Annotated in this window: 14 protein-coding genes; 7 read left to right on the top strand and 7 right to left on the bottom strand. The window is 61.5% G+C overall.

From position 1 onward, the window contains the following. The first annotated feature begins 246 nt into the window (after positions 1–246). Positions 247–1,119 (top strand): LysR family transcriptional regulator, encoded by an 873-nt coding sequence (locus HU739_RS01140; protein ID WP_186549858.1) that lies wholly within the window; start codon positions 247–249, stop codon positions 1,117–1,119. Between the two features lie 40 nt (positions 1,120–1,159). Here HU739_RS01140 and HU739_RS01135 read toward each other — a convergent pair whose 3' ends face one another. Continuing rightward, positions 1,160–2,020: a LysR substrate-binding domain-containing protein gene (locus HU739_RS01135; RefSeq protein ID WP_186549855.1), complete on the bottom strand. Its 861-nt coding sequence runs from the start codon at positions 2,018–2,020 to the stop codon at positions 1,160–1,162. A gap of 113 nt (positions 2,021–2,133) precedes the next feature. Here HU739_RS01135 and HU739_RS01130 point away from each other — a divergent pair, with 113 nt between their 5' ends. The 3 genes from HU739_RS01130 (at position 2,134) to HU739_RS01120 (ending at position 4,959) form a co-directional block, all read left to right on the top strand. Further along, positions 2,134–3,243 (top strand): 2-aminoethylphosphonate--pyruvate transaminase, encoded by a 1,110-nt coding sequence (locus HU739_RS01130; protein WP_186549853.1) that lies wholly within the window; start codon positions 2,134–2,136, stop codon positions 3,241–3,243. 136 nt (positions 3,244–3,379) lie between these two features. Continuing rightward, complete coding sequence (gene phnX, locus HU739_RS01125; RefSeq protein WP_186549851.1) at positions 3,380–4,207, top strand: phosphonoacetaldehyde hydrolase; 828 nt, start codon at positions 3,380–3,382, stop codon at positions 4,205–4,207. Positions 4,208–4,410: 203 nt separating this feature from the next. After that, positions 4,411–4,959, top strand: a complete 549-nt coding sequence (locus HU739_RS01120) for a cytochrome b (RefSeq protein ID WP_186549849.1) — start codon at positions 4,411–4,413, stop codon at positions 4,957–4,959. Positions 4,960–4,961: 2 nt separating this feature from the next. On the opposite strand, the gene HU739_RS01115 is transcribed toward HU739_RS01120, so the two are convergent. Both HU739_RS01115 and HU739_RS01110 read right to left on the bottom strand, forming a co-directional pair. Continuing rightward, positions 4,962–5,888, bottom strand: a complete 927-nt coding sequence (locus HU739_RS01115; protein WP_186549847.1) for a 1-aminocyclopropane-1-carboxylate deaminase/D-cysteine desulfhydrase — start codon at positions 5,886–5,888, stop codon at positions 4,962–4,964. A 145-nt stretch (positions 5,889–6,033) separates the two neighbouring features. Further along, positions 6,034–8,073 (bottom strand): NADPH-dependent 2,4-dienoyl-CoA reductase, encoded by a 2,040-nt coding sequence (locus HU739_RS01110; protein ID WP_186549845.1) that lies wholly within the window; start codon positions 8,071–8,073, stop codon positions 6,034–6,036. 207 nt (positions 8,074–8,280) lie between these two features. On the opposite strand from HU739_RS01110, the gene HU739_RS01105 reads away from it, so the two are divergent. After that, entirely contained in the window at positions 8,281–9,411 is a 1,131-nt protein-coding gene (locus tag HU739_RS01105) for a carbon-nitrogen hydrolase family protein (RefSeq protein ID WP_186549843.1), read from the top strand. Positions 9,412–9,415: 4 nt separating this feature from the next. Further along, positions 9,416–10,456, top strand: coding sequence for an AraC family transcriptional regulator (locus HU739_RS01100; RefSeq protein ID WP_186549841.1), 1,041 nt, complete (start codon positions 9,416–9,418; stop codon positions 10,454–10,456). A 413-nt stretch (positions 10,457–10,869) separates the two neighbouring features. Here HU739_RS01100 and HU739_RS01095 read toward each other — a convergent pair whose 3' ends face one another. Continuing rightward, positions 10,870–11,763 carry a DUF2242 domain-containing protein gene (locus HU739_RS01095; protein ID WP_186549839.1) on the bottom strand — a complete coding sequence of 298 codons (894 nt, stop codon included), beginning with the start codon at positions 11,761–11,763 and terminating at the stop codon, positions 10,870–10,872. Positions 11,764–11,855: 92 nt separating this feature from the next. Continuing rightward, on the bottom strand, positions 11,856–12,755 hold the full coding sequence (locus HU739_RS01090; RefSeq protein WP_186549837.1) for a LysR family transcriptional regulator: 900 nt from the start codon (positions 12,753–12,755) through the stop codon (positions 11,856–11,858). A 116-nt stretch (positions 12,756–12,871) separates the two neighbouring features. Here HU739_RS01090 and HU739_RS01085 point away from each other — a divergent pair, with 116 nt between their 5' ends. After that, on the top strand, positions 12,872–14,077 hold the full coding sequence (locus HU739_RS01085) for an MFS transporter (RefSeq protein WP_186549835.1): 1,206 nt from the start codon (positions 12,872–12,874) through the stop codon (positions 14,075–14,077). A 110-nt stretch (positions 14,078–14,187) separates the two neighbouring features. Here the strand turns inward: HU739_RS01085 and HU739_RS01080 are convergent, their stop codons facing one another. Both HU739_RS01080 and HU739_RS01075 read right to left on the bottom strand, forming a co-directional pair. Next, the gene (locus HU739_RS01080) at positions 14,188–16,059 is read right to left on the bottom strand and encodes a SurA N-terminal domain-containing protein (protein ID WP_186549833.1); all 1,872 of its coding nucleotides are present in this window, start codon (positions 16,057–16,059) and stop codon (positions 14,188–14,190) included. Positions 16,060–16,286: 227 nt separating this feature from the next. Then, positions 16,287–16,559: an HU family DNA-binding protein gene (locus tag HU739_RS01075; protein ID WP_003183171.1), complete on the bottom strand. Its 273-nt coding sequence runs from the start codon at positions 16,557–16,559 to the stop codon at positions 16,287–16,289. Positions 16,560–16,569: the final 10 nt, after the last annotated feature.

Genomic DNA, 16,569 nt, shown 5'->3' with positions numbered 1-16,569 from the left:
AAACGCCTGTGTTTTTTATTGTTGAGCACTGCGCTACCAGCGCGTCCCTTTGCCGATAACGGTCAGATGAGTCCTGTTGCTGCACGCCCAGGCTCATGAGCCAATGCTGCTGCCCGAACGGGCAGTCAGCGATGGCGTGAGCCGATCAAAGCAATTACTGTTTAATAAATAAAATCGATTTATCGTATTTCACACATAAGCTCAGCTTGTTACTGAGTGGAGCTGCGCTCGTCATCCGGAGTCGCCATGTCCGTTTCCCACGCCCAACTCAAAGCCTTCCACGCCGTGGCCGTGCATGGAAGCTTCACCCGCGCGGCCGAGCGCCTTTACCTGACGCAACCGGCTATTTCCGACCAAGTGCGCAAACTCGAAGAACGCTTCGGCGTGCTGCTGTTTCACCGCAATAAACGCTCGGTGCGCCTGACCGACCTCGGCGAGCGGCTGCTCGCGATCACCCAGCGTCTGTTTGTGATCGAAGCCGAAGCTCAGGAGCTGTTGCAGGAATCCCAGGCGCTGCAAACCGGCAGCCTGATTCTGGCGGTGGATGCGCCGGTGCATGTGCTGCCGCAGATTGCCCGTTTCTGCGAGCGCTATCCGGGAATCAGCGTGAAGATTGAGACCGGCAACACCGATGAATCGCTGTTTCGCCTGTTCAATTATCAGGCCGATCTGGCGCTGCTTGGGCGTGATGTCAGCGATGAGCGCTTGCTGTGCGTGGCGCTGCGTAACGACCCGATGGTCGCGTTTGTTTCACGCAACCACCCGTGGGCCGATCGCGCCTCGATCTGCCTGGCGGATCTGGATGACACACCCTTGGTGTTGCGGGAACACGGTTCGGTGACGCGACAGACGCTGGAGGAGGAAATGGCGCGCACCGGGTTTCGCATTCGCCCGGCGATCCAGGTTGAAGGCCGGGAGGCGGCGCGCGAGGCGGTGGTCGTGGGGATCGGCGTCGGCGTGGTTTCCGCTGCGGAGTTTGGCGCCGACTCGCGGGTCTGCGCCCTGCCGATCACCGATTGCACCCGGCGCCTGACCGAGACGCTGGTGTGCTTGCGCGAGCAGAGTTCGCGGCGAGTGGTGGCGACGTTTCTCGATATGGTGCGCGAAAGTCTCATGTAGGCAGCATCGGCGCCTGCTCGCGAATAAGTCGCCTCGGTCTTCAGTCAGGGGCCAGGTCAAAAAATGCCTGAATCAAGCGCAACTCGCGCCGCCGCTCCATGCAGCCAATCATGTGCCGGTTCACCAGCCCGTCCCCGGCAAGCGCAATCGCCACCACGCGCGGGTCGTGGCTGACTTCCACCGAAGACACCACTCCGACACCCAACTCAGCCGCCACTGCTTCGGTGACGGCCTCGCGACTGTCCAGTTCCAGCAACACCCGGGGATGAATCGAGGCCTGGGCGCAGGCCTCGTCGAACGTGCGACGGGTGATCGAACTCGGCTCGCGCAGCACCATGATCACCTGATCCAGCTCCTTGAGTTGCACCTCAGCGCAACGCGTCGCCCAAGGATGCGCCGCCGGCACCAGGGCGCAGATCCGCGACTCGCTGAGCGCTTGCAGATGCAGGCCTTTGCGTGGCTCGACCTGCGTCAGCACGGCCACATCGGCATGTTCCGAGAGCAGCGCTGCCAGTGTTTCCTGGGCATTGCCCAGGCGCAGATTCACCGTGATCCCCGGATAACGCGCACGCAGGCTGGCGAGCATCGGCATGACCATGTGCGGGCCGTCTGCCGCGACTTCCAGGCGGCCGGTCAGCAATTGGCGATTGGCTTCCAGCAGGGCCTGCGCCTCTTCCGCCAGACCGAACATGGCCCGGGTGATCGCTGCCAGTTTGGTGCCCTCCTCGGTCAGCTCCACCCGTCGCGCGGTGCGGCGCAGCAGGGTGATCTGGTAATGCTCTTCCAGCGCCTTGATGTGCCCGGTGACCGCCGGCTGACTGATAAACAACCGCGCGGCGGCGCGGGTGAAGCTGCCTTCCCGGGCCACGGCGTCGAAGGCGCGCAGCTGAAACAGGTTCATGAATAACCCTCACTGATGGCTGGCATAACAACAAACAATTTGATTGATGACACGGCGAATTGCAACGTATGCCCCGTAGCTTCATCCCACAGCGTTTTCGCGAGGACACACGAATGAGTACTGCCGCACCGATTCTGCTCACTCCCGGCCCGTTGACCACGTCGGCCCGCACCCGCCAGGCGATGATGGTTGACTGGGGCTCGTGGGATGACCGCTTCAATCAACTGACCGCCAGCCTTTGTGAGCAACTTTTAGCGATTCTCAACGGCGCCGCCAGCCATCACTGCGTGCCGTTGCAGGGCAGCGGCACCTTCGCCGTCGAAGCGGCCATCGGTACGCTGGTGCCGCGCGACGGCAAAGTGCTGGTACTGATCAACGGTGCGTACGGCAAGCGTCTGGCGAAAATCTGCGAAGTGCTCGGCCGCTCGTTCAGCACCTTCGAAACCGCTGAAGACGAACCCACCACCGCCGCTGACGTCAATCGCCTGCTGCGCGCCGACGCGGACATCACTCACGTTGCGCTGATCCACTGCGAAACCAGCACCGGCATTCTCAATCCGCTGGCGGAAATTGCCCAAGTGGTCGCGCAACACGGCAAACGCTTGATCATCGACGCCATGAGCTCCTTCGGCGCACTGCCGGTGGATGCGCAAAAAATACCGTTCGACGCGCTGATCGCCGCGTCCGGCAAATGCCTGGAGGGCGTGCCGGGGATGGGCTTCGTGTTCGCGCGCAAAGACTCGCTGACCGCAGCGGCTGGAAACTCGCACTCGCTGGCAATGGACCTGTACGACCAGCACGCCTACATGATGAAAACCGGGCAATGGCGCTTCACCCCGCCGACCCACGTGGTCGCAGCCCTGCATGAAGCGCTGCTGCAGTACCACGAAGAAGGGGGCCTGCCGGCGCGGCATGCGCGCTACGCCGCCAACTGTCAGGCATTGATGGAAGAAATGGGCAAACTCGGCTTGCGCAGCTTTCTGCCGGCGGCGATTCAGGCGCCGATCATCGCCACGTTTCATGCACCGCAGGATCCGCGTTATCAGTTCAAGGAATTCTATGAACGGGTCAAGGCCAAGGGTTACATCCTCTACCCCGGCAAACTCACCCAGGTCGAGACGTTCCGCGTCGGCTGCATTGGCCATGTCAGCCCTGACGAGATGCGCCAGGCCGTCGCCGCGGTGGGCGACGTGCTGCGCGAGATGGAAGTGCTGGAAATCTGAAGCCTTACCCCTGTGGGAGCGGGCTTGCTCGCAAATGCGGTCGCGCATTCAACATGGATGGCGACTGACATACCGCCTTCGCGAGCAAGCCCGCTCCTACACCGAATTTTATTGCCAACTCAGGAATGTGACTGCCATGAACTACACCAATCCAAGCAAGCTGCAAGCCGCCATCCTCGACTGGGCCGGCACCGTGGTCGATTTCGGCTCTTTTGCGCCGACGCAGATTTTCGTCGAAGCCTTCGCCGAATTCGACGTGCAGGTTTCCATTGATGAAGCTCGCGGGCCGATGGGCATGGGCAAGTGGGATCACATTCGTACCCTGTGCGATCAGCCACAAGTCGCCGAGCGTTACCGCAAAGTGTTCGGCCGCACGCCGAGCGACGACGACGTCACCGCCATCTACAACCGTTTCATGCCACTGCAGATCGAAAAGATCGCTGAGCATTCGGCGCTGATTCCGGGCGCGCTGGACACCATCGCGCACCTGCGTCAGCAAGGGATCAAGATCGGCTCCTGCTCCGGTTATCCGAAGCCGGTGATGGACAAAGTCGTCGAACTGGCCGCCCGCAACGGCTACGTCGCGGACCACGTGGTCGCCACTGATGAAGTACCGAACGGCCGTCCATGGCCGGCGCAGGCCCTGGCCAACGTGATTGCGCTGGGCATCGACGATGTCGCCGCTTGCGTGAAGATCGACGACACCGTGCCAGGCATTCTCGAAGGTCGCCGTGCCGGCATGTGGACGGTCGCGCTGATCTGTTCCGGCAATGCACTGGGCCTGGACTACGAAGCCTTTCGCGCACTGGGCAGCGATGAACTGGCCAGCGAGCGCAAGCGCATCCATGCCCAGTTTGCAGACGCTCGCCCGCATTACATGATCGACACCATCAGCGATTTACCTGAGGTGATTGCCGACATCAACCAGCGTCTGGCCAACGGTGAGATGCCGCAATCGAGCTGATTGCCCGGCGCGCCTGAGTAGAAAAAAACGTCAGTGTCGTTCGCGACACTGGCGTTTTTTCATGAAGAATGCGCAAACCGCTGACCCAGCGCAGGGAAAGGCCAATCAGCCTCAGGCAAATCCGCCAAAGCGGATTACAGTTAACCCATGCCGTCGCTCAAGAACGGTCGGTTTCATCCCCCTGACCTGTGAGGACACACCGTATGCCGTGGACAAGTTCAGAATCACGCTACAGCACCGTGTCGGTGTTGCTGCACTGGCTGATGCTGGTGTTGTTGGTGCTGGTGTACGCCAGCATGGAATTGCGCGGGTTCTTTCCCAAGGGCAGCGGCGGCCGTGCGCTGGTTCGCGAGATGCACTATCTGCTCGGCCTTACCGTGTTCGTGCTGGTGTGGTTTCGCCTGCTCGCGCGCAGCCTTGGCCCGGCGCCGAAAATCTTCCCCGCTTCGCCCGCCTGGCAGACCCTGTTGGCGCGGCTGATGCATTGGGCGTTGTACCTGTTCATGCTGTGCATGCCCATCCTTGGCTGGCTGATCACCAGCGCCGAGGGTCATCAAGTAATGTTTTACGGTTTCGACTTACCGCTGCTGGTCGGTGAAGACAAGGCGTTCGCCAAGCAGGTCGAAGGCTGGCATGTGCTGATTGCCACGCTCGGGTACTGGCTGATCGGCCTGCATGCGCTGGCGGGGATTTACCATCATTACGTGGTGCGCGATAACACGCTGCTGCGGATGATGCCCAAGCGCGGCTGAGCTCAGGGCGTCGTGGCAAATCCGCGTCGCCCTTGCAGGCCGCCCGTGTGGATGAAGACCAGACGCGTGCCGACGGCAAATCCGCCCGCTTCGACGTGTTGCTTGAGCGCCAGCAAGGCCTTGCCGGTGTACAGCGGTTCCAAGGGAACACCGCTGGCCTGCCCGGTCTGCTCGATGAAGGTCAGCAATGCCTCGTCAACCTTGGCGAAAGCGCCACGGCTGGCGTCGATCAGTTGATAGTTCGCCGCGGGGTCGTTGGCTTGCGCGAAGATCGACTCGATGTTCGGCGCCACGCCGTGATCGTCCGGCACCGCCAACGCGCCATACAGCGACCGCTTGCCATTGTCGGCAAGCGCCAGCCCGGCCAACGTCGTGCCGGTGCCACACGCCAGCCACCACGCGTCGAAATCCTCCCAGCCCAGGCTCGCCAACTGCGCATCGACCTGCTGTTTGATCGCGGCGCAACCGAGTGCGCCGGCCAGGCCACCACCGCCCTCGGGCACGGCATACACGTTCGGATATTGCATCAGCCACGGAATCCAGAAACCCGGTTGGTGCCGCGCGCGGTAGCCAGCGTAACCCAGCCAATGCAACTGCATGCCGAACGCTTGCAGATCCTGCACGGTCGGTGTGTTTTGTGGGTGTCCGCGCAGCAGCCCGACTGTCTTGAAACCCAGCCGCTTGCCCGCCGCCGCCAGCGCATGCAGGTGATTGGAATGCGCCCCGCCGAGGCTGATGATGCCTTCGGCGCCGGCACGGTCAGCGGCTTTAAGGTGCTCGACGAGTTTGAACCACTTGTTGCCGCTGATCAGCGGATCGATTTGATCAAGGCGCAGGACCGCAACTTCAATGCCGGCAGTGGTCAGCCAGTCGAGATGAAGGTATTGGAGGGAGGCTTGGGGTAGCCAGCCGGAGGAAGGCAAAAGCATGGGCGGCCATACGATCGGGACAGAGCCGGCATTCTAGCCATTCATGAACAGCCATCGCGAGCAGGCTCACTCCTACATTTGAAATGCGTTCACCTGTAGGAGTGAGCCTGCTCGCGATAGCCATTGGCACGCTAGGCCTGCGAAATCAAAGTTCTGCGGCGAGGCGCGAACCCTGATTGATCGCGCGCTTGGCATCCAGCTCCGCCGCGACATCCGCGCCGCCGATCAAGTGCACATTCTGCCCCGCCGCAACCAGACCCTCGTGCAGTTCACGCAGCGGATCCTGGCCTGCGCAAATCACGATATTGTCAACCGCCAGCAGCTGCGGCTCGCCGGTTTCGCCAATGCGGATGTGCAGGCCCTGATCGTCAATGCTCAGGTATTCAACGCTGTTGAGCATCTGCACCTGCTTGTTCTTCAGACCGGTCCGGTGAATCCAGCCGGTGGTTTTGCCCAGGCCGTCGCCGACCTTGGTTTTCTTGCGCTGCAACAGGAACACTTCGCGCGCCGGTGCATGCGGTGCCGCTTTGATCCCGGCCACACCGCCACGGGCTTGCAGTTGCGTATCGATGCCCCACTCTTTCCAGAACGCGGCGCGATCCTGGCTGGTGGCCACGCCTTGATGGACGAGAAACTCCGAGACGTCGAAACCGATGCCGCCAGCGCCAATCACCGCAACACGCTTGCCCACCGGCTTGCGCTCAAGGATCACGTCCAGATAGCTCAGCACCTTGGCATTCTCGACCCCGGGAATCGCCGGTACACGCGGGGCGATACCGGTGGCAAGAATGATTTCGTCATAGCCGCCCTCGACCAGTTTCGCCACGTCAACCCGGGTGTTCAGGCACACCTCGACGTTTGTGGTTTGCAGCTTGCGCTTGAAGTAACGCAGGGTCTCGAAAAACTCTTCCTTGCCCGGCACACGCTTGGCGATGTTGAACTGCCCGCCGATTTCGCTGGCCGAATCGAACAGCGTGACCTGATGGCCGCGCTCGGCGGCCACGGTCGCTGCGGACAAACCGGCCGGGCCGGCGCCCACCACGGCGATCTTCTTGATCTGCTGCACCGGCAGATAATTGAGCTCGGTTTCATGGCAGGCGCGCGGGTTGACCAGGCAACTGGTGAGCTTGCCGCCGAACGTGTGGTCCAGGCACGCCTGGTTGCAACCGATGCAGGTGTTGATTTCGTCGGCTCGACCTTCAGCGGCCTTGTTGACGAAGTCCGGATCGGCGAGGAACGGCCGCGCCATCGACACCATGTCGGCATCGCCTTCGGCGAGAATCTGCTCGGCAATTTCCGGTGTATTGATGCGGTTGGTGGTGATCAGCGGAATGCTCACCGAGCCGCGCAATTTGGCCGTGACCTTGCTGAACGCCGCACGCGGCACTTTGGTGGCGATGGTCGGAATTCGCGCTTCGTGCCAGCCGATACCGGTGTTGATAATGGTCGCACCGGCCTGCTCGATGGCTTTGGCCAGGGTAACGATCTCGTCCCAGCTGCTGCCGCCCTCAACCAGGTCGAGCATCGACAAACGGAAAATAATGATGAAGTTCGGGCCAACGGCTTCACGCACACGGCGGACGATTTCCACCGGCAGGCGCATGCGGTTTTCGTAGCTGCCACCCCAACGGTCGGTGCGGTGGTTGGTGTGCGCGGCGAGGAACTGGTTAATGAAATAACCTTCCGAGCCCATGATTTCGACGCCGTCGTACTCCGCGGACTGCGCCAGTACCGAGCAGGTGACAAAATCGCTGATCTGCTTCTCGATGCCTTCCTCGTCCAGCTCTTTAGGCTTGAACGGGTTGATCGGCGCCTGAATTGCGCTTGGCGCTACTTGCTTGGGACTGTAGGCATAGCGCCCGGCGTGGAGAATCTGCATGCAGATCTTGCCGCCCGCTTCGTGCACGGCGCGGGTAACGATGCGGTGCTTGAGCGCTTCCTCTTCAGTGGTCAGTTTGGCTGCGCCGGAGTACACGCCGCCCTCGTCGTTCGGGCCGATGCCGCCGGTGACCATCAGGCCCACGCCGCCACGGGCACGTTCAGCGAAGTACGCCGCCATGCGCTCGAAGCCGCCAGGTTTTTCTTCCAGACCGGTGTGCATCGAACCCATCAGGGTGCGGTTGCGCAGCGTGGTGAATCCCAGGTCCAACGGGGCCAACAGGTGCGGGTAATGAGCGGCGGTCATCGGTAACTCCACAACGAGCGATCACGGAAAAGGTGCGGGAGGTCTACGTCCCCGTCAGGCATGTGCGACAGACTAAGAGTCGCACTGCTGTCACTCAATGACCGTAACTGACAAGTTAATGATCCAAATGCGCAACACCCCTTGGCAAGCGCAGGCGCGCGCCCTACCCTAGTCGGCACACCCTGTACCCGGCTGTTGTTGGATTTCATGCGCAAACTTCTGTACCTGTTTTTTTCCATGGCCATCGTCGCCGCCCTGACCACCTACGCCATGTGGGCGGCAGACCGGCCGGCGGGCCATTACCTGTCGGACCTGCGCATCAAACTGGCGCTCGACCAGGGCACGCGCGCCGACCGCGGCAATCTGCTGGGCATCCAGCCCGAACTGTTTCCCACTGACTACCAAAGCCCTGAGCGTCTGCACCGCAAACTCGCAGCGTATTTTCAGCAAGCGCAGGATCAAGGCCTGTTGAATGAAAAGACCGTCGTCGTGCTGCCGGAAAACGTCGGCACCTGGTTGATGATCAGCGGCGAAAAAGACGAGTTGTATCAGGCCTCGACCGTGACCGAGGCGATGAACTGGCTGGCGGCAAGCAACCCCTTGCTGTTTGCGCGCGCCTGGCTCAGCGCCAAGGGCAGCGACCGGCTCAACGACGCGCACCTGCGGATGAAATCCACAGCGATGGCCAAGGATTACCAGGCGCTGTTCGGCGGGCTGGCCAAGGAGTTTGGCGTGACACTGGTGGCCGGCTCGATCGTGCTGCCGGAACCGAGCATCCGTGACGGTCAGCTCAAGTCCGGCAGCGGTGCGCTGTACAACAGCAGCGTGGTATTCGGCCGCGATGGCGTGCCGCTCGGCCAGCCGCAACGGCAGATGCACCCGGTGTTCGATCAGCGCGAGGTGATCGAAGGCGCGGACAAGCACCTGATCGGCGTGGTTGATACGCCCGCCGGACGTCTCGGCGTACTGATTGGCAGCGACAGCTGGTACCCGGACAACTACCGTCGACTCGACGCGCAAGGCGCGCAGTTGGTCGCGGTGCCGGCGCAGGTGTTCGGCCAGGACGCCTGGAACCAGCCTTGGCGCGGCTACAAGGGGTCGAGTACGCCGAAGTCGGTCAGCCTCAAACCCGGTGAAGTCAGCGAAGGCGAGGCCTGGCGTCGGCTGACCCTGACCGCACAACCGCCGAGCAGCCGCGCGATTGCCGGTGTCAGCGTGTTCCTGCGCGGGCAATTCTGGAATACCTCCGGCGCCGGCCAAAGCTTTATCAGCAGCAACGGACAGCAATTCGCCGATGGCGAGGCCCGTGGCGCGCGCATGTTGAATATCTGGTTGTAAGGCCATGAAGCCGCTGCCGATGCGCCTCGGGGATCTGTCGGTAGGCTTTGTCCACAGCCTCGCCGACGCGGTACGCAGTCATGCGCTCGATCCGCAGTCGCTGCTGGAACAATACGGCCTGGACCCCGCGCGCCTGGCCGAGGCCGGGGCGCGCTTGTCGATCCCACGCTACATGCGCCTGGGCCATGCGGCGATTCAGCTGACCGGCGATTCGGCGCTGGGCTTGCGCATGGGCCGGCTCAGTCGCCTGAGCCAGGCCGGACTGGCCGGTGTCACCGCCGCGCAAGCGCCGACCGTGCGCGAAGCCGCCCGTTGCCTGATCCGCTTCGAGGCGCTCTACGGTTCCAACTATCGAGGCCAGTCGAGCTTTCACGAAGACGCCAACGGCGCGTGGTTGCGCTTTTATTCGATCAGCCCTTACAACGCCTACAACCGTTTTGTGGTGGACTCGATCGTCTCCGGGTGGCTGCATCAACTCTCCAGCGTCTGCCACGAAGCGCTGCGCGCCGAACGCATCGAGATCGAATTCGCCGAGCCGGACTACCGCGAGGCTTATCACATGCTGGGCGATTGCCCGATCCAGTTCGGCGCCGACGGCAATCAGTTGCGCCTGAGCCTGGACAGCCTTGCACGGCGCAATCCCGAGCATTGTCCGAGTACCTGGCGACACCTGTTGCACCTGTGCGAACGCGAACTGGAGCAACTGACGCGAACCCGCAGCCTGCGCGAACGCATCATTCAGCTGTTGGGGCCGTTGCTCAACGGTGGACGGGAGCCGGAGCTGGAAGAAGTCGCGGCACGCCTGAAGCTGCCGACCTGGACGTTACGGCGCAAACTGGCCGAGGAAGGCACGCAGTTTCGCGCGATCCTCAACGACACTCGCCGCGACCTGGCGATGACTTACATCCGCGACACCGAACTGGCGTTCGGCGAGATCGCTTACCTGCTGGGTTTCGCCTCAGCCGAAGCGTTCCAGCGCGCCTTCAAACGCTGGAGCGGTCAGACGCCCGGCGAATTTCGCCGCAGTCACCGCAAGACAGCTTAGGAGCCGCTGCAAGCTGCAAGCTGCAAGCGAAGGCTAGAGCTCGGTGGCGTCGTCGGCGGGCTCGGGTTGGTCCAGTTCGTACGCCTGGTACTCGAGCAGCTCTTCTTGATATTCATCCATCGCGTAATCCCCCTGCCGCTCTCTTGAATGGGCCTGAGCCAATGCCCAGTGCCTCGAGCCTAACGCGCTCGTGTGAAGGAAAAGTGAAACCCGGCCTTCATGAATAAACGTAGCAGTGGGTCAGGAATTTATCGCGGGATTATCGTCGCGCGAATGTAACCAGATTTAAGCGGCCGCAAAAAAACTGTGGGAGCGAGCTTGCTCGCGAAGGCGGTCTTTCAGTCACATCGTGCTGAATGTACCGGCGCATTCGCGAGCAGGCTCGCTCCCACAGGGGTTGAGGTGCAGCTATTTTATTGGCCCGAAGCAGGCATCGCCGGAATCGGCTCGGACGGCGGCGGGATGTCCGGGTTGGCCGGCGGCGTGATGGTTTCGGTCGTCGGAGCGGGTTCCGCGCTCGGCGCCGGGGTGATCGGCACGGGCTCTGCGCTCGGCGCCGGGGTGATCGGCGCGGCTTCTGCAGGCGGAGCGACCGGTTCCGAGGACACTGGCGCGGTCTCGACGGGTGCGGGCGTCGGTTCTGCAGCGGGCGCAGGTGTCGCGGCAGGCTCAGGCGCCGGCGTTGAGGTTGGCGTTGGCGCCAGTGGTGCCGGCACCGCCTTCACCTCGGGCACGCCCAGGTCGGCCTTGGGTTTCTCTTCGATGTGCGCGGCCTTCTTCGCATCCGCCGGCAGGAACAATTCCACCAGCGTGAAGAAACGCTCATAGAACTTCTGCGACGTCACTGTCTCGCTGGCGACCTTGACCATCGAATCGTCGGACGAGCCGATCGGCATCGACACCGACCCCAGCACACCCACGCCGAGGCTGGCCGAGTTGTTGGTTTTCTTCAGCGCATAACGGTCCTGCAGGGCGTTGGCGAACATCGTGGCATGGTGCCCGCTGCTGCCGTCATCGGCGCAGACCACATTGAAGCTGATCTCCATGTGGGTGTCGCCGGTTTGCTGGAAACTCTTGTGGCCACTGACCAGCTTCGGGTCGCTACTGGTGATGATGTAGCCCTGACTGAGCAACGCACGACGCGCCGCCTCGCAACTCACCGCGTCGGTCACCGGGTAGTTGCGCGAAAAGGTGCCGGAATCATCGAAGTTCTCATGCTCATACATCGGCTTGTCTTTCGAACAGCCGGCAACAGCAGTCAACAACAGCGCCAATCCGACAACACGCATGGGAGTGGAAATCAACATTGAACATCCTGAGGAAAAACAGTGCGGGACGTATTGTGCAACAGATCTTCGCCCCGCGGCGTATGGATTAGTGTCTTGAAACAGTTACAACTCTATCGGCCCTGGGTTGCAGGGAAAAGTCGCAACGCCAGATGATCGATGAACACCCGTAATTTCGCGGTGGCATGGCGACTGGACGGCCACAGAACCCAGAACTGCCCGACGTGCTGCAGATGCGCGGCCAGCACTCGACACAACTGGCCTTGCGCCTCGGCTTCACGGGTCATGAAATCAGGCAGACAGGCGATACCCATGCCCGCCAGCGCCGCATGGCTCACCGCTTCGATCGAGGTGCTGACCAGCCGGGTCGGCAACCGCGGTTCAGCGGCGTCTGCTTCGCGTATCAGCGGCCAGGGTTCGAGCTTGCCGGTGGCGTGAAAAGTATGCCGAAGACAGGCATGCGTCGCCAGATCAGCGGGCGTTTGCGGCACACCGCGCTGCTGCAGATAAGCGGGGCTGGCCACCAGCACCATGTGAAACACCCCCAGCGGCCTCGCCATCAAGCGCGAATCCCGTGGTTTACCGGTGCGGATCACCGCGTCGAACCCTTCTTCGACGACGTCGACCATGCGATCGGTCAAGTCCAGATCAAGCTCTATCTGCGGGAACAACGCCATGAATTCGGTCAGGACCGGCATCACCAGTCCATGCACCTGCGGCAGGCTGATGCGTAACTTGCCACGGGGCTGGGCTGCGGCGTCGGACAACTCCAGTTCTGCCGCCTCGACCTCCGCAAGGATCTTGCGACAGCGTTGCAAAAACAGCGCGCCCTCACTGGTCAGCGTGATGCTGCGAGTGGTGCGGTGAAACAGGCGCACGCCCAGGCGCGCCTCAAGTCGGGCAATGCTTTTACCCACCGCCGACGATGACACCCCTTGCAGCCGGCCAGCCTCGGTGAAACTGCGCGTCTCGGCGACTTGGACAAACACCGAAATACTGCCCAGGCTATCCACACCTCCCCCAATTGACGACATCCGTGTCCGATATGTTCGGAACCATAACCTGTTTTTCGCCGATGTGCAGCGCCCTACCCTGTGCTCCTCGTCAACTCTGCACAAGGATGCCGGTCATGAACGACACACAACTCTGTGGCACCACGCTGACACCCGCTATCGACTCCGGCGCACGCCTGCCCCTGTCCGCACTGCTGGCCCTGGCCATGGCGGGATTCATTACGGTCATGACCGAAGCCTTGCCGGCGGGCCTGTTACCGCAAATGAGCAGCGGCCTGCACGTCTCTCAGGCACTGATTGGCCAGTTGGTCACGCTGTACGCGATCGGCTCGATACTGGCAGCGATTCCTCTGACCATCGCCACTCGCGGCTGGCGACGCCGCCCGTTGTTGCTGGCCGCCATTGCTGGGTTTGCCATCGCCAACAGCCTCACCGCCCTGTCGCAGTGGTACTGGCTGACGCTGATCGCACGCTTTATTGCCGGTGTATTTGCCGGATTGCTGTGGGCCCTGCTGGCAGGCTACGCAAGCCGCATGGTTGCCCCACACCTGCAAGGCCGGGCCATTACAGTCGCCATGCTCGGTGCACCGATTGCGTTGTCGCTGGGCATTCCCGCCGGCACCTTGCTCGGGACGCTGGTGGGCTGGCGGCTGAGCTTTGCGATCATGACCCTGTTGACGGTGATATTGGTGATCTGGGTACGTTGGCAAGTGCCGGACTTCGCCGGCGAACGTGAGGAAAAACGCCTGCCCTTGCGTCAGGTGTTTACCCTGCCGGGCGTGCGATCCGTCTTGTTGGTCACCCTTACCTACGTTGTCGCACATAACCTGCTGTACACCTACATCGCCCCGTTCCTGCAACCGTCCGGCCTTGCTGCCAATGTCGATCGGGTGTTGCTGGTGTTCGGCCTGGCGTCGGTGTTGAGCCTGTGGATCGTCGGCAACCTGATAGATCGCTGGCTGCGCGAAATGGTGCTGATCAGTGCAGGGCTTTTCCTGCTGTCGGCCATAGCGCTAGGTGTGTGGCGCGAATCGCCGAGCGTGATTTACCTCGCGACCGCTGTATGGGGATTGGCGTTTGGGGCGATGCCGTCGCTGCTGCAAACCGCCTCGGCAAAAGCCGCTGGGGATGCCGCCGACACTGCACAATCGATGCTGGTGACGCTATGGAATGTCGGAATTGCCGGTGGGGGACTGGTGGGAGGTCTGCTGCTGGCTGACCCAGGTGTGGGAGCATTTCCGTGGATAGTCACGGGGTTGCTGGGGGTGACGCTGTATACGACGCTTAGCGCACGCAACCACGGGTTTGCGGCTGCCGGGTAAGTTTTCCGGTTGGCATATACCCAGCACCCTGACGGTCGCTACGAAAAGCAAAAAAAAGCCCCAGGCCAATCGACCTGGGGCTTTTTTTACAGCGACAACTCAGTCAGCCATCAGTACCGCTTGATGTCCGCCTGGCTCTCCAACTGCTTGCGATACGCCGCAAAGTCTTGCTGACCTTCACGGGACGCGAGGAAGCGACGGTACTGCGCCTTCTCTTCATCGGTCGGCGCCGCCGCTTCGTTAACGCCATTGAGGCGCACGATCATCAGGCTACCGTCCGGCAACGTGACATTGCTGAACGTCGGTTTGTCCTTGGACGCCGGCTTAGGCATGCGGAACAGGGCCTGCAGCACGACCGGCTCGACACCTTCCTGACCACGGGTAGCCGCTTCGGTGACTTTCCAGCTCTGGCCATCAATCGCCTTGTCTAGCGGCGCCTTGCCGTCGCGCAGGTCAGCGATCAGCTTCTCGGCACGGGTCTTGGCCGCAGCGCTGGCGTGTTCCTTGGTCAGTTGCGCACGGATGGCCGCGCTCACGCTTTCCAATGGCAACTGGGCAGGCTTGAGGTGTTCCTTGGCACGCAGCACGATCACGGTTTCCGGGTCCAGCTCGATGGCGGTGCTGTTGGCGCCTTCATCGATGACTTCAGGACTGAACGCAGCAGTGACCACGGCGCGGTTGGCAGCAACCCCTTCGCCACCCTCGCGGCCGAACGGCTTGGAGGTGTGCACGGTAAGCTTCAAATCGGCGGCTGGCTGAGCCAGGTCGGACGCTTCGAACGCCGAATCTTCCAGTTGTTTGGTCGCTTCGACGAAACGCTGCTCGACCTGCGCGGCTTTCAGCTCGCGGGTCAGCTTGTCTTTCAGGCTGGCCAGCGTTGGCACTTCAGGCGCTTCCACACCCAGCAGCTTGATCAGGTGATAACCGAAATCAGTGCGAACCGGCTCCGACACTTGGTCTTTCGACAACGAGTACAGCGCTTTTTCGAATGCTGGATCGTAGACGCCAGGACCGGCGTAACCGAGGTCACCGCCATTGTTGGCCGAACCCGGATCCTGCGAGAACTCCTTGGCCAGCGCTTCGAACTTCTCGCCCTTGGCCAGACGCGCCTGGACTTCGTCGATCTTCGCTTTGGCCTGCGCTTCGGTGGTCTTGTCGTTCACTTCGATCAGGATGTGAGCGGCACGACGCTGTTCCGACAGGTTGGCGATCTCTTTCTGATACGCCGCTTGCAGGTCTTCATCCTTGACCGCGACCTGATCGAAGAACGAAGACTTCTTCAGTTCGAGGTAATCGATGATCACCTGATCCGGGGTCATGAACTCCTTGGCGTGTTCGTCGTAGTAAGCCTTGACCTCATCGTCGGTCAGCTTGACCGCCGCTGGATCAGCCTTGACCGTCAGGGTGGCGAAATCGCGGGTCTGTTTTTCCTGACGGGCGAAGGCCAGCACTTCGGCATCGGTCACGAAACCGCTGCCCGCGACACCGGCACGCAGTTGGCCGATCAGCATTTCCTGGGCCAGCATCTGGCGGAATTGCATGCGGTTGTAACCCAGTTGACGGATCACCTGATCGAAGCGCTCGGAACTGAATTTACCGTCGACCTGGAATTCAGGCGTTTGCAGGATCACCTGATCCAGCGCCGCTTCAGAGAAAGCGAATTTCGATTGTTCAGCGCCTTGCAGCAGCAGCTTGCGATCGATCAGGCCTTTGAGCGCCGACTCGCGGAGCATTTTTTCATCGAGCAAGGAAGCATCGAAGTCCTTGCCCAGCTGTTGCATCAACTGACGGCGTTGCATATCAACGGCCTGACTCAGTTCGTTCTGGCTGATTTCTTCACCGTTGACCTTGGCCGCCTCGTTGGTGTGAGTCGTGGCCTGGAAAATGGCGTCGAAACCGGTCAGGGCCATCAGTGCAACGATGACCCCGATAATGGTCTTGGCAATCCAGCCTTGTGAATTGTCCCTGATATTCTGCAGCATGCGTCCCCCAGAAACGGTTGAACTTCAATTTAGGCAACCGTGGAGCGTGGGTAGAATCCGGATAGAAGAAAGGCGCATCCGAGGATGCGCCTTCTCGTAACTGGCGGAGCGGACAGGGCTCGAACCCTCGATCCCGGCGTTACAGGTGCCTGTTCCAGCCACCTGCTCTACCGCTCCGCTGCCAAGTCAGGCTTGACCCCGACCCGGATGGGTAAAAACCTGAAAACTTAGTTAACAGCTTCTTTCAGTGCTTTACCGGCTTTGAAACCTGGCTTCTTGGCAGCCGGGATTTCCAGAGTCTTGCCAGTTTGCGGGTTACGACCGGTACGCGCCGGACGGTCAGTCACGGAGAAAGTACCGAAACCAACCAGAACAACGGAGTCGCCAGCCTTCAGAGCGCCAGTGACGGATTCGATTACAGCGTCCAGCGCACGGCCAGCAGCAGCTTTCGGGATATCAGCGGATGCAGCGATAGCATCAATCAGTTCCGACTTGTTCACTCTAAGTCCC

The sequence above is a fragment of the Pseudomonas hamedanensis genome, from assembly GCF_014268595.2.
GTDB lineage: Bacteria > Pseudomonadota > Gammaproteobacteria > Pseudomonadales > Pseudomonadaceae > Aquipseudomonas > Aquipseudomonas hamedanensis.
Note: the sequence above shows the minus strand (reverse complement) of the source record. Positions and strands in the feature narration are given on the sequence as shown.